Source organism: Helicobacter sp. T3_23-1059, from assembly GCF_053654515.1.
Genome location: NZ_JBSIUV010000008.1, coordinates 1 through 12,909, shown reverse-complemented (window position 1 = coordinate 12,909; position 12,909 = coordinate 1). Strand labels below are relative to the sequence as shown.

General features: G+C 36.2%; 13 protein-coding genes and 1 pseudogene. 5 read left to right on the top strand and 9 right to left on the bottom strand.

The window, feature by feature from the left end; all coding sequences use genetic code 11:
* Positions 1-149: 149 nt before the first annotated feature.
* The 5 genes from ACWIX0_RS03640 to ACWIX0_RS03620 all read right to left on the bottom strand — a co-directional run bounded on the left by ACWIX0_RS03640 (position 150) and on the right by ACWIX0_RS03620 (position 4,677).
* On the bottom strand, positions 150-704 hold the full coding sequence (locus tag ACWIX0_RS03640; RefSeq protein ID WP_454172031.1) for a c-type cytochrome: 555 nt from the start codon (positions 702-704) through the stop codon (positions 150-152).
* Positions 705-1,074: 370 nt separating this feature from the next.
* Positions 1,075-2,058 carry a lipid A biosynthesis lauroyl acyltransferase gene (locus ACWIX0_RS03635; protein ID WP_454172029.1) on the bottom strand — a complete coding sequence of 328 codons (984 nt, stop codon included), beginning with the start codon at positions 2,056-2,058 and terminating at the stop codon, positions 1,075-1,077.
* Between the two features lie 30 nt (positions 2,059-2,088).
* Positions 2,089-3,555, bottom strand: coding sequence for a Ppx/GppA phosphatase family protein (locus tag ACWIX0_RS03630; protein WP_454172027.1), 1,467 nt, complete (start codon positions 3,553-3,555; stop codon positions 2,089-2,091).
* A 62-nt stretch (positions 3,556-3,617) separates the two neighbouring features.
* Positions 3,618-3,869: a YfhL family 4Fe-4S dicluster ferredoxin gene (locus ACWIX0_RS03625; RefSeq protein ID WP_454172025.1), complete on the bottom strand. Its 252-nt coding sequence runs from the start codon at positions 3,867-3,869 to the stop codon at positions 3,618-3,620.
* Between the two features lie 205 nt (positions 3,870-4,074).
* Positions 4,075-4,677 (bottom strand): hypothetical protein, encoded by a 603-nt coding sequence (locus tag ACWIX0_RS03620; RefSeq protein ID WP_454172024.1) that lies wholly within the window; start codon positions 4,675-4,677, stop codon positions 4,075-4,077.
* Positions 4,678-4,959: 282 nt separating this feature from the next.
* Between ACWIX0_RS03620 and ndk the strand changes: the two genes are divergently transcribed.
* From ndk to ACWIX0_RS03595, 5 genes are all read left to right on the top strand, one after another.
* Positions 4,960-5,373 carry a nucleoside-diphosphate kinase gene (ndk, locus tag ACWIX0_RS03615; RefSeq protein WP_454172022.1) on the top strand — a complete coding sequence of 138 codons (414 nt, stop codon included), beginning with the start codon at positions 4,960-4,962 and terminating at the stop codon, positions 5,371-5,373.
* Between the two features lie 79 nt (positions 5,374-5,452).
* Positions 5,453-5,812, top strand: a complete 360-nt coding sequence (locus ACWIX0_RS03610) for a hypothetical protein (RefSeq protein WP_454172020.1) — start codon at positions 5,453-5,455, stop codon at positions 5,810-5,812.
* Positions 5,813-5,965 (top strand): 50S ribosomal protein L32, encoded by a 153-nt coding sequence (rpmF, locus tag ACWIX0_RS03605; RefSeq protein ID WP_454172018.1) that lies wholly within the window; start codon positions 5,813-5,815, stop codon positions 5,963-5,965.
* Between the two features lie 234 nt (positions 5,966-6,199).
* Positions 6,200-7,198 carry a phosphate acyltransferase PlsX gene (gene plsX, locus ACWIX0_RS03600; protein ID WP_454172161.1) on the top strand — a complete coding sequence of 333 codons (999 nt, stop codon included), beginning with the start codon at positions 6,200-6,202 and terminating at the stop codon, positions 7,196-7,198.
* A gap of 49 nt (positions 7,199-7,247) precedes the next feature.
* Positions 7,248-8,267 carry a beta-ketoacyl-ACP synthase III gene (locus tag ACWIX0_RS03595; protein WP_454172016.1) on the top strand — a complete coding sequence of 340 codons (1,020 nt, stop codon included), beginning with the start codon at positions 7,248-7,250 and terminating at the stop codon, positions 8,265-8,267.
* Positions 8,268-8,383: 116 nt separating this feature from the next.
* Here the strand turns inward: ACWIX0_RS03595 and ACWIX0_RS03590 are convergent.
* The 4 genes and pseudogenes from ACWIX0_RS03590 to ACWIX0_RS03575 form a co-directional block, all read right to left on the bottom strand.
* Positions 8,384-9,191, bottom strand: a pseudogene (locus ACWIX0_RS03590) (IS1595 family transposase).
* A gap of 210 nt (positions 9,192-9,401) precedes the next feature.
* Positions 9,402-10,694 carry a hypothetical protein gene (locus tag ACWIX0_RS03585; RefSeq protein ID WP_454172014.1) on the bottom strand — a complete coding sequence of 431 codons (1,293 nt, stop codon included), beginning with the start codon at positions 10,692-10,694 and terminating at the stop codon, positions 9,402-9,404.
* A gap of 8 nt (positions 10,695-10,702) precedes the next feature.
* The gene (locus ACWIX0_RS03580; protein WP_454172012.1) at positions 10,703-11,965 is read right to left on the bottom strand and encodes a hypothetical protein; all 1,263 of its coding nucleotides are present in this window, start codon (positions 11,963-11,965) and stop codon (positions 10,703-10,705) included.
* A gap of 11 nt (positions 11,966-11,976) precedes the next feature.
* A partial coding sequence (locus ACWIX0_RS03575) for a hypothetical protein (protein WP_454172010.1) occupies positions 11,977-12,909 on the bottom strand: 933 nt, incomplete at its 5' end.

The window sequence follows — 12,909 nt, the reverse complement described above, 5'->3', positions numbered from 1 at the left end:
TATCATAATAGAAGTCAAAGCACAGAATCTAAAATCTAAAAAAGCCAAAAAAATAGCTACAAATCACAAATTCGATTTGTAGCTAAACCAGCATAACAAACGCTTGCTATGTCAAAAAGAATCAAAAAACGAGAATCTAAGCAAAATGCTTATTCATCATCGTCATCTCTCTTTTTCTTCTTTTTTGCTCCGCCAGCTTTTGCTTTTGCTTTTTGGTTGTATTCAGCACGCAAAGCATTGATATGCGCAGAGACATCTTGGATTTCTTGGTCAGTCCATTCGTCCATATTCACGGTCATTATGACATTTAGTCCGCCATTATCTGCTGTGCCTGCTCGGTAGTCTTGCAACTCTTTTACAAGTGCTGCATAGTCTCTATCAAGGATAGTTCTACCTTCTAGTTGCCCTGGAGCTGTTACATCGCCTTTTGAGCCGTGGCAAATCGCGCAAGATTTGTAGCGTCTTTTGCCTTTTTCTAGAGTAGCTTCATTGAAACTTTCTCGTCTTTGCACCGCTCGCATACCATCTTCTGCCTTTTTGCGTTGGTCAGCAGACATATTGCCTGTGGCTTGCTTTGCTTTTGCTTTTGCACCTTCTGGCGCAGCATTTAGCAATGATGAGCTTAGCATTACTCCGCATACTAGTCCCGCTAGAGAGACACCTTTACCTACTACTTGTAGCCCTTTAAAAACATTCACACACATTTTTGCTCCTTTATGCTGTGTAGAATCGCCTCGCTAACTTAAATGCAAATATATGCAAAAAATATTTGAATATATCAACGATTTAAGTAGCTTAGCAAAAATTATCTCTCATTTACGAAAGATTAACCTTGATTATAGCAAATTTTATGTGATTTGGGAAAAGATTTTATGCAAAAAAGTGCGAATTTTGCAAAATCTCTGCCAAAAACGCCACAAAAACCACAAAATCTCATTTAAAATCCATTTAGATTCTATTGTAAAAACATTTGCAAAATCTCAACCCAACATAACAAACATAGAAAATTTAAAAAATGTTTCCGCGCAAAATCAAACGCAAAATCAAACCACGCAACTAAAAAAAACTAAAATCCTAATACAAATCCTCATAAAAATCTTTCCAACGCCTATGAAACCAAAACCAACTGCTAGGATTTATATCTATCACTTGGGCTGTGATACTTGCTTGGGCTTGTGTCGCTTGCAAAATATCCTCGCTAGAATCCTGCGTGCGTGGTGTAAAAATAGGCGGATAAAATCTCACAAAAAACTTTGTGTAGTTTTTATCAAAATCAATAAACACAGGCACGATTCCCACTTCAAATCTACGCGAGAGGATAGAAGCTATGGGCGTGTGCGTGGCTTTTTTGCCCATAAATTCTACTTCTATGCCCTCGTTTTTGTTGATACTTTGGTCTGTGAGTATCCCTGCTAGCGCACTTCCTCCGCCATATAGTCGCAGCAAATGCTTAAATGCGCCAGCTTTGTTGATAAATTTTACCCCTTGAAATTCACGCCTTGAGATAATTAGCGAATCCACAGAATCTATCCCTGTCAGTCGCCCTAGACTTGCCATTTGACATTTTCGATAGCGCGGTGGCAAAAATGTCGCCATAGCCTCCCAATACCCAAAATGCCCAGAGATAAGCACCGCGCTACCTTTAGAATCTAAACATTCTAGCAAGTAACGCTCATCTATGACTTCAAATCGTTTTTCGTGTTTTTCGTATGGGATTTTGGTTACGCGGATAGATTCTAGTATGACAAATGCAAAATTTTGATAGCACCGCTTGATGATAGATTTTTTTGCTTCCTCGCTAAGTTTGTCGCCATAGATAAAATCAAGGTTTTTTTTGGCATCATCGTAGCGAGATTTTTTATCTAGCAAGGACATTAGCCCTCCTAGCCCTTTGACAAATCCCAAAAACGCCCAATGTGGCATAATCGCTAATATAAATCCAAACCCACGCACAAAGCTATCTAAAAATTTGCCATTGCAAAACATAGCAAGTTTTTTTAGCTTGTCGTTTAGCTTTTGTTTGTGTGTTTGCTTAGCTGTTTGCGCGGATTGCGACATTTCAAATCCTAGTTAAAATCTAGTTAGATTCTAGCCCGTGATAAATTCTACACTCATTTTTGCAGGTGGAATCAGCCTAGAAATATCCTCTCTAGCAAGATATAGTGGCGATTTGCAATGGATTTGGAGGGATTCTCTAGCATAAGTATAGGCTAGTTTTTCTTCCCCTGTGGCACATAGAGTATGGGCTAGGGACAAAATAAAGCTAAGCCATTGCAGAGATTCTAGCGGTGGCATAATCTCGCTAATATGTGCTATGGCAGAATCTTTTGGAATCTGCTTGCCTAAATGCTGCACTAGCAGGCATATCACTGCTCTTTGCGTGTGTGAAAATCCATAATCAAGCCCATTTAGCAATATATATGCACCAAGCTCGGACTTGCCATAAAAATTTAGAAAACTACCAATATCACAAAGCTGTGAAGCGACATTGATATATGCTGTGTATTCATTGCCTAGCTTATGTAGCGGGGACAATGCGCTAAAAATGGCTAGGGCTTGTCTAGTGTGATTTTTGGCAACTTTTTCATTTATGCCAAACCGATCTTTCAAGGATACAAGAGAAGGCAAGATACCATTTGGGAATCTATGTCTTTGGGTGCGCAACATATCGCTAAGGAAAACCCCCTCACGCACTCCTACACCGCTAGCAGTGATATTTTTTGCCCCAAAATGTGCTAAAAGCATAGAAAAAATAAGTGCACCGCTTTTTATATTATCTTTTCTATCAAGAGGGACACCTAGCCCCTCTAACTCCTCCTCTTTTGCTTTGTAGATACTTTGGATAAGGGGGCGCATTTTTGCTACTTCTACTTCATAGCCGTGAATAGTTTTTATGGGGTATTTTGCCTGCCTGCTTATCATTTTGGCTATCGCACGAATCGTACCGCCAATCCCAAATACATTCTCACATTTAAAAATCGGTGGCAATTTTTCTAACTCTTTTGAAATAAACTCTTTTGCCAAATCGATATTTTTATTATGGTCAAAAAATAGTTCTTTTAGCCTAATCGTCCCAAGTTTTAGGGATATTAAATCCTTTAACACGCCATTTTCTATGATAGCACATTCTGTGCTTCCGCCACCTATGTCGATGGTTATGCCTGTTTTATTGTGTGAAAGATTTGCGCACGCCACCCCGCCATACCACGCTTCTTTTTCCCCGTCAATGACTTTGATATTTATGCCGCTCTCCCTCTTAGCTCGAGCTAAAAATTGTGCTTTATTTGGTGCGTCTCTTATCGCAGAAGTCGCTACACAAAAGAGTTTTTTGGCATTGTGCTGTTTGGCGATCGCTCTAAATTCTCTTAACGCTGAAATAGCCCTTTGCATAGGGATTTCTTGCAATGCTCCAGCATTTTCATAGCACCCTTCCGAAATCCTCACGCGAGATTTGCTCTCATATATGAGACGAAATCCATAGCGACTTGTTTTTTCATAAATCGCCATTCTAGCGGAGTTTGAGCCGATGTCAATGACTGCGGTTACTTTTGCCATTTTTACCCCTTATGATTCTGTGCTAAAATTGATTTGTGAGCAATAATGGCGTATTATATCTTTTATTCTTTATTTTTTAGTTGTTCGTATTTGTATTTTAGCTCTTCTAAACTCTCTGCGTTATCAGGATCTGGCATAATAGCATCTTTTGGACACGCGCTTACACAGCTTGGCTCATCATAATACCCCACGCATTCTGTGCAACAATCAGGGTCTATGCGATAAATTGGCTCACCCTCGATAATCGCGTCATTTGGGCATTCTTCTAAGCACGCATCGCAAGCTATACATTCATCATTGATTAACAAACTCATTTTGCACTCCTTACTTTTGGTGGATTTTAGGCACTATGAACATATTGCCAAAAACAAATGGTGCTTTTTAACGAAAATATTCTTAAATTATGTTGAAATTAGTAAAATTTTAGAATCTAAAGGCGTATTTTTTGATTTTGTGTGTAGATTTTGAGTGATTTTTGCTGTTTTTACTCTTTTTTTACTTATTTTTCTTAGCTTTTTCTTAGCGTGGATTTTGTGGTTGAGAATTTAGCTTTAAGTATTGATATTTTAGCTTTTCGCGCTCATTTTGCAATCGTTTGTTTTCTTCTTGGAGTAAGTCTCGTTGGGTTTGGAGTTTGTTTATATCACGGCTTGTGTAGTATATCGCGCTACTTAGCCATATCTTTGGCATACACATTAGCAACAATGCCCCAAGTCCCAAATATGCGTAGATGAGGTAGCGCACATTTAGTCCCTCATCTTTTTGTATCGTTTCTATGGCAAATAATTCATCGCGCTCGTTTTGGTTGATTCTCACTTCATTACCAAAATCTTTTCTCAAAGGTTCTTGCTCTATGATTCTTATTTCGCCTTTGGTGGGTTGAGTGGGTAGAGTGGCTTTTTGTGTAGAGTCATTAGCCAACATAGCAGGAGCTAGCATAGCAGAATCAAAAATAGATTTTAAGGAGCTAGGTTGTATATTTGGATTTAGGATAGTGCTAGATGGGTTTATAAAATCTTGGACTAAAATCGTTTGAGATATGCTTTTATCAGGCGTTGGGGGAGTTTGATTTGCTTTAGGAATGGTTTGATTATTTGGATTTTGCGGTGGGGTGTGCTGCATTTGATTTTTATGCCTTTTTTAGATTTATGTGATATTGTGCGTTTTATCCGTTTTATTTCGTTATGTCTTTATTTTTAGGTGTCGCAAAAACGGCATTATACCAAAATCTAGCTAGATTCTATGATTAAAGAAAGTTTATCAAATCAATTTTTTATTATTATTTAAGCATAAGCGCATTATAATCACAAATTACTTTTTTGCAAAATTTCATTGCAAAGGCAATTTTAGCAGTGGCAATTTTAAAAGCAACTTCAAATACAACTTAAATGATAAGGAGAAAATATGGAGCAAACTTTATCAATCATCAAGCCAGACGCCGTCAAAAAAGGCGTGATAGGCAAGATAGTGCAACGATTTGAGGACAATGGCTTGCGCATAGCAGCGATGAAAAAACTTCAGCTAAGCAAAAGCGATGCGCAAGGATTTTACGCCGTGCATAAGGAGCGTCCGTTTTTTAAAGATTTGGTGGAGTTTATGATAAGCGGACCTGTGGTAGTAATGGTGCTAGAGGGAAAAAACGCCGTAGCAAAAAATAGGGAGCTAATGGGAGCTACAAACCCAAAAGAAGCGGCAAAAGGCACGATTAGAGCGGATTTTGCCGAGAGTATCGATGCAAACGCTGTGCACGGTAGTGATAGTTTAGAAAATGCCAAAATCGAAATTGCGTTTTTCTTTAGCTCGCGTGAGATTTGCTAGACTCGCATTATTAAGATTTTCAAACATACTAGCATTTTACGCAGTGTTGATTAAAAGATTTTGTCAAAACCAAATCTAAATGAGAATCCAAGCGCGTAAAATCTACTCCACACCAAAATCTTTTAGCCTAGAAAAAGACGGAGTTAGACTACGCGGAGAGCTAAAAGAAGCAGGGCAAAGCAAAAAAGGGCTTTTTATCTTGCAAGGTAGGCTAGAGGGCAGAATCAAGCTAGTATGTGATATAAGTGGCGAGGAGTATGAAAAAGAATTAGATGAAGAGTTGGTTTTGTATATTTCAGATGGATTGTGGGATACACAAAGCCAAAGCTTAGATACATTTGATGTTATTGAGTTTTTTGATGGCTTTATTGATTTAGATTTTATCTTGCAAAGTGAAATCCAATCAATTAAACTAGACTATCATCACAAAGGAGAATAAATGGCAGTCCCTAAAAGAAGAGTAAGCAAGACAAGAGCGGCAAAGCGCAGAACACATTACAAAATCACTCTTGCAAAACCTATCAAAGACAAAGACGGAAGTTGGAAGCTACCCCACCAAGTGAATAAATTTAGTGGCAAATACAAAGGCTAAATATACTCAACTTTTTAACTAGATTTTAGAATCCAAACATAACACAGAGCCAAACATAGCACGCAAGTGCTATAAGCCAATGTTATAAACAAGGCATTTTTGAGCTAGTTTGGTGGTTTTGCAAGTGTGCAAAACTAGACTAAGGCTATAAGCCTATCGACAAAACGCACGAAGCAATCCACCAAACTAGCCCAAAAGGTGAGCGCGTAATCAACACAGCAAGGAGTTTTTATGTTGCGAGTAGCTATTGATGTAATGGGCGCGGACAAAGGTGTCCAACCTATCGTTTTAGGCGCGCTAGATGCTATCAAAAAGCGTGAGTTTGAAGCGATATTAGTAGGAGATGAGAGCCAAATCTCCCCTCTTATTTCACCCCTATCAAACGAGCTAAAATCTCGCGTGAAAATCAAACATTGCGCTGATTATATTCGTATGGAAGAAAGCGCGACAGAAGCACTAAAACGCAATGAATCCTCCATCTTTGTCGCCACAGAGCTAGTAAAAAATGGCGAGGCAGACGCGCTTGTATCGCCCGGGCATAGTGGGGCGACTATGAGTTTAGCAACGATGAGAATCGGCAGAATCAAAGGCATTTCCCGCCCCGCTATTTGCACGCTTATGCCTACTACGACTGATAAGCCAAGTATGATTTTAGACGCTGGGGCAAATACGGATTGCAAAAGCGAATACTTGCTAGAATTTGCCATAATGGGTAACGAATACGCGACTTCTGTGATGGGCTATGAAAATGTGCGCGTAGGATTGCTAGCAAATGGCGAAGAAGAATCCAAAGGCAACGAACTCACAAAAGGTGCTTTTAAACTGCTAAAAAACTATCCATTTTTCATCGGCAATGTAGAGAGTGGCGATATTTTTAATGGTAGCACTGATGTTATCGTGTGCGATGGCTTTAGCGGAAACCTCGTGCTAAAAGCCGCTGAAGGCGTGGCAAGCGCGGTAAGCAAAATCTTAAAAGATGATATAAAAACCTCTCCTATAAAGATTCTAGGTGGAATCATCCTAAAAGGCTCTTTTAATGTGCTAAAGAAAAAGCTAGATTACGCAGAATACGGCGGTGCGCCACTGCTAGGGGTAAATAAAGTCGTAATCATAAGCCACGGCAAAAGCAATGAACGCGCCATAGAATGCGCCGTATATCAAGCACTAAAAGCCTTAGAATCAAAAGTATGCGAGCGCATAGAAAAAGCATTTGTAGATTTTGCCAAAAAATAAAATCAACAAACGCATAAACCCCTTGCAAAATCTAAACTAAAGGATTACGATGTATTATGCCTCCTTGCGCTCGATTGCTTCTTTTACTCCTGCTAAATGCGTGCCAAATAGCGAATTTGAAAAGACGCTAGATACAAGCGATGAGTGGATACAAAAACGCACGGGGATAAAGACGCGCTATTTCGCGCTAGATTCTCAAGGCAGTAGCGATTTGGGCGTAGAAGCAGCTAGACTTGCGATAAAAAGGGCAAATTTAGAGCCTAGCGATATTGATTTGGTGGTTTGTGCGACTTTGAGCCCTGATTTTGCTGCTATGCCTAGCAATGCGTGCCTAATCAGCGCAAAACTTGGCATACAAAATACACCCGCATTTGATATAAGCGCGGCTTGCACGGGGTTTATCTACCTGCTAAGCATTGCAAAAAGTTTTATTTTATCAGGGGCGTATCAAAATATCTTAATCATCGGCGCAGAAAAAGTAAGCTCGGTGCTAGATTTTAGCGATAGAGGGACTTGCGTGCTATTTGGCGATGGTGCGGGGGCTGCTATCATCTCGCGCACGAGTGAGAAAAAAGAATCCATACTAGATGTGCATCTAAGCGCAAATGGCAAATACGCAGACTTACTAATGACACCTCAAAACAAAGATGGCAAGCCTAGCCCAAATGCGTGGAATCTTTGCGCCCTAAATGGAAGCGCAATCAAACCAAATGGAAAATTGCAAATGAAAGGAAATGAGGTTTTCAAATACGCCGTGCGAACGCTAATCGCCGATGTGGAGCATATTTTAAGCAAAAATAATATTTCATCAAAAGATATTACGCATTTTGTCCCACACCAAGCAAATCTACGCATCATAAATGCTGTGGGCGAGCAGCTAAAACTACAAGAACATCAAGTCGTCCTAACCGTGCAAAAATATGGCAATACTTCAGCTGCGAGTATCCCTATGGCGATTGATGAAATCTATGGCGAGGGGAGATTAAAAAAGGGTGATTTATTGTTGTTTGATGCGTTTGGTGGGGGATTTACTTGGGGTTCTGCGCTTGTGTATTTTGGCGGGGATTAGGAGTTTGGATTCTAAAGTTTTGACTCTATTTAACTTAATCTCACATAAATGAGTCTTAAGTTATGATTGCACCGATGAAAAAACAAGTATATCGCTACATATATAAAAGATAAGGCTCAACCCAACTCAAACAGATTTTCTTTTATCATTTTTAATAAGATTTTATACAAATCTTGCTTTTGTATTTTGACATTTTAATGCTGCCACTAGCCTTATATCTAAATTCTGTTTCTTTTAGATGAAGCAAAAAATTCTCTTTTTTGATTCCTTTAAATTTGCTTAATCTATGCTTTGCATAACCCCTTCTATTTATAGTTGCAAGTGAAATGAAGCAAAAACATTTTCAATACCATTTATATGATTTCTACCTAACGCAAACTCATTTTTGTTATGTTTTACTCGTTAATGTGCTTTTGCCACTTTTGCTTGTAGTTGCAAGCGTAATCGAAACAAAAAATCCACTAGCCCATCATAAGCTCCCCAATCATCATACAATTTTGCACTATAAAATTCTGTCTCATTCATATTCCTTAAATCTCGTATTATAGGCAAAAGATCATCTGCCAAGCAATGCTTTACAATTTGAGTATAAACACGATTATTTCGTTTTAGCATACCTTTTGCTTGCAGTTGCGAGTGTAAAAAAGCAAAAATACAGAAGTTTTTTTTGCCAGCTCCATCCCCTCTTTTGCCTCTTACTCTTTTAGCAACCAAAATCTATATTAAAAGATTGCTTTCATCAACCTCAATTTTGCCATTTAATTTAGATATTTTTTTTTGACATTCTTTTGTGATTAAGATTCTAATGTTTTTGCAAATTTTATTGACACTTTGGCGAGAAATTTTGCTTAATTTTGCAATTTTAACAGCCTCAATATCAAGACTTCTTGCAAAGTTAAGAGTGTAAGCGAAGTAGAAACATATTTAAGAATCTTTTTTTAAATCTATCTTGTTTTTGATTCTCTTAGCCTCTTAAATTCTTGCAAAGGTTTTTATGTGTAGCAATATACTTGTTTTTTATCGCTGACATCATAACTTAAGACTCTTTTATGTGAGTTTAAGTTAAAGAAATCTTTTTGTTTATATGGTGGATTTTATTGGAATTTTCGTTATTTTATCAAAATTGTTTTATGATTATTCTAACTTTAAATCTAGTTTTTGCATCATTTCTTTGCTCCAGCCTTTTGGAGGGTTTGTGATGCTAGGATAGATTCTAGGGAAAAATTCGATATATACGCTTTTATTATCGCTTAATTCAAAATAGTATTTGCCTAGTGGGGAGGGTGTGATTTTGCTTGCTTGTTCTATTTGGCTTTCACTCATATCATATATTTCATATTCGTTCATTTGGCTTATTGGTTGGTTTGGGGAGGCGAATTTATATAATCGCTTATGAGAGTTTTTATAAAATACCAAAAAATCTAAATTTGAAAAAAAGTTTTGCGTAAAAAGCATATCTTTATTTTTCGCATTTTGATATGCACCATTATTGAATGTTAAATAATAATATTCTTGGAATCTACCACTAAAATACGGAATCAAAAATTCCCTCAAACTCCACACTAAATACGCATAAAACAACTCATCATATAATAAGATTTTATGATTTGGTTGATTGGTTTTAGCTAGAAAATCTAGGGTGATTAAATCAAGCATATTATTGCGGATAATCTCGCGAGTGTCGATATATCGCTTTATCATAGATTCTGGCAAAACACCTTTTTGTGTTAGATTTTCAAAAAGACTATTATGCAAATGATATGCGTTGATTCCATTATTTTTGTTTATAGATTCTATGTAGTTTGCGATAAATTCTGTGTTTTCTTGGTGTAATTGCGTGAAATATGAGATAATTTGCTCTTTTGTTAAAACGATATTATCTTTATGCCTAAAATAATGGATTTTTAAATATTTGTGGTTTTCATCTTGATATTTTTGATATTCATAAAAGTCATTATCAACGCTTGGTCGTGGCAAGATGGGGAAATTACCCAATGAAGTTTTTGGTGTTTTCATAGTTGGCTTTGGTCGCAATGGTGCATTTTTATTGATTTCATTTAGCCAAAATGTATTTAGCCCTTCAAAGCTAGAATCCGTAAGATTTGATGGGATAAATTTAGGTGCTAAAATACCTTTTTTATTTTTCTCAAAAATGATTTTGCCTAGATAAAGCGTAGCGGTAAAATCTTTTAAATATTGAAGTAGGCTATATTCTTTTCTATCATTTACACAAAGTATATTTGTATCTATTGCTAAGTGAATTTCCTGATTTGTCGCATAAAAGCTAAAGGGCAATAAAACTGGCTCTGCTCTTTTTGTTTTTAAACGAACTATACTATATGCTTGTATGTTCATTTGCAATATCAACAATGCCAATATGCAACACTTCAGTGTGCGATTGACTTGTTTTGCGATTTTTATCACCATAGCAATCCTTATTCTAACTTTAAATCTAGTTTTTGCATCATTTCTTTGCTCCAGCCTTTTGGAGAGTTTGTGATGCTAGGGTAGATTCTAGGGAAAAATTCGATATATACGCCTTTGTTATCGCTTAATTCAAAATAGTATTTGCCTAGTGGGGAGGGTGTGATAGGTTGTCCTCTTTCAAATAATGCTTGGTTTGGGGATAAAAATTGTAATTTTATATAGTCATCATAAACATTCATCAATCCGCCATTATTGCCAAAAAATAACTCTCTCCTATACTCATCAAAGCCATACATTGTGTTTCTAAATTCTACTTCTTTTGTGCTACTACGATATTTTTTTGCTAAATGTGCGTATTGCTTATAAGCTCCCGCATTAAAAAGTAGATTATTTTCATCGCAAAAAGAAGCAGAAAAACCTACGATAAAATTTTTAAGACTTAAAACCAAATACCAAAAAAACAACTCATCATATAATAAGATTTTATGATTTGGTTGATTGGTTTTAGTTAGAAAATCAAGAGTAAGCAATACTGCTTGCTTATAAGGGGCTTTAGGGGCATTACTCCACCATTTAAACATATCTTTTTGCAAGATTCCTTTTGATAATAAATCATCATAGATTTTATCGTGCAAATGATAGGCTTTAATGCCGTGATTTTTATTTATTGATTCTATGTAGTTTGCGATAAATTCTGTGTTTTCTTGGTGTAATTGTGTGAAGTATGAGATGATTTGCTCTTTTGTCAAAACGATATTTTTTTTGCTTCTAAAGTAACGCAATTTCAAGTATTTGTAGTCGCGTTTTTTTACTTCATCATATTCCCAATCACCGTTCCTAAATTCTGGCTGTTTTGGTGGTAATAATTGCTTGTTTGTATTTCTAGCGAATCGATTGAATTCGTTTAACCAAAAAGTATTTAATCCCTCAAAGCTAGAATCTGTGAGGTTTGAGGGGATAAATTTTGGTGCTAAAATACCTTTTTTATTTTTTTCAAAAATGATTTTGCCTAGATAAAGCGTGGCGGTAAAATCTTTGAAATTTGAAGGTGCTTCACAAGAAGGTTGCGTATCTTCATTAGAAGTTTTAAAACTGTGATAAGTCGCAAAATTAGGAAAATCATCAATCCTATCATCAATGGCTAAAATATTTGTTTCAATGCCCAAGTAAATAGTTTTATATTTTACATATTCACTGTCGCTATCGCCACAAATTGGGTCAAAATACATTTTATTATCAACCAATAAACTTAAATCAAAAGAAATAGCCATTTATCAACCTTTTATTTTTGTTTTATGCCAAGTCTTTCAATGGCTTTATTTGCCACATATCTAGGGTCGCGCTCATTTGGCTGAATCCTATATGTGTTTTGTGATTCTTTTATTTTGCAATAAACTGCATTATGTTCGTTTTTATTGCATTCTTTTTGATAAGATTCTAGCACATTTGGCTTTGTTTTTAGTCTTGCACTTGATATTAAAAAATTTCTGCAATATGCAAGATAATTTAGCAAATTGCTGTTTGTGTGCGGTTTTGTTTCATATATTTTTTGATAATTATATAAATGCCTGCATTCGTGTATAATCGTGCCTATAAGCCTGTCGGATTGATAATAAAAAGATGGTTGCTTTGTTTTGTTCGATATTACATTAGACAAAACAAGTAAGTTTTTATCAATAATTATTTTTTGCTTTTCGACATAAGTTTCTCCTCTACTTTCTATTGCATCAACTTTTACTTCACTTATTTTTGTGCCAATAGCTTTGCATATTTCTTTAATGAAACCTACAACAAATTCTTCTCTTTCATCATAAAAACCTATCTTGCTAATCTTGCTTTTTTTATCATTTAATCGAGAACTAAATAAACTATATCTATCAAACAAAGGATTACTATAAGCCTCCCTAAATCTAATCTTACTTCTCAAAATTTCACTCTCATAAGTTTCTTTTTTAAACACCTCCACAACCTTATCTATAAAATATTCTCTATCTTTTTGATATGCCCCATTTTTTCCCTCTACACTGCTTACAAACTTATCATTCCCCAAATCAAACCTATAATAAATATAAGCGATTTTACAAGCAATTTGTGGATTTTTCCTAGCGTATTTTATAAAATCTTTTTTTGCTCTTTTTGGCAATGCTTTTAAAAATGCTACTGCTTCTGCTAGATTATAAATACGCTCCAACTTATTGAAATACTTTAGTCTATC

What these genes read in the sequence shown, in the direction of transcription:
- ndk (WP_454172022.1), top strand. Translation starts at nt 4,960, where the DNA reads ATGGAGCAAACTTTATCAATCATCAAGCCAGACGCCGTCAAAAAAGGC.
- ACWIX0_RS03640 (WP_454172031.1), bottom strand. Translation starts at nt 704, where the DNA reads ATGTGTGTGAATGTTTTTAAAGGGCTACAAGTAGTAGGTAAAGGTGTC.
- rpmF (WP_454172018.1), top strand. Translation starts at nt 5,813, where the DNA reads ATGGCAGTCCCTAAAAGAAGAGTAAGCAAGACAAGAGCGGCAAAGCGC.
- ACWIX0_RS03625 (WP_454172025.1), bottom strand. Translation starts at nt 3,869, where the DNA reads ATGAGTTTGTTAATCAATGATGAATGTATAGCTTGCGATGCGTGCTTA.
- ACWIX0_RS03610 (WP_454172020.1), top strand. Translation starts at nt 5,453, where the DNA reads ATGAGAATCCAAGCGCGTAAAATCTACTCCACACCAAAATCTTTTAGC.
- ACWIX0_RS03635 (WP_454172029.1), bottom strand. Translation starts at nt 2,058, where the DNA reads ATGTCGCAATCCGCGCAAACAGCTAAGCAAACACACAAACAAAAGCTA.
- ACWIX0_RS03595 (WP_454172016.1), top strand. Translation starts at nt 7,248, where the DNA reads ATGTATTATGCCTCCTTGCGCTCGATTGCTTCTTTTACTCCTGCTAAA.
- ACWIX0_RS03620 (WP_454172024.1), bottom strand. Translation starts at nt 4,677, where the DNA reads ATGCAGCACACCCCACCGCAAAATCCAAATAATCAAACCATTCCTAAA.
- ACWIX0_RS03630 (WP_454172027.1), bottom strand. Translation starts at nt 3,555, where the DNA reads ATGGCAAAAGTAACCGCAGTCATTGACATCGGCTCAAACTCCGCTAGA.
- ACWIX0_RS03585 (WP_454172014.1), bottom strand. Translation starts at nt 10,694, where the DNA reads ATGGTGATAAAAATCGCAAAACAAGTCAATCGCACACTGAAGTGTTGC.
- ACWIX0_RS03580 (WP_454172012.1), bottom strand. Translation starts at nt 11,965, where the DNA reads ATGGCTATTTCTTTTGATTTAAGTTTATTGGTTGATAATAAAATGTAT.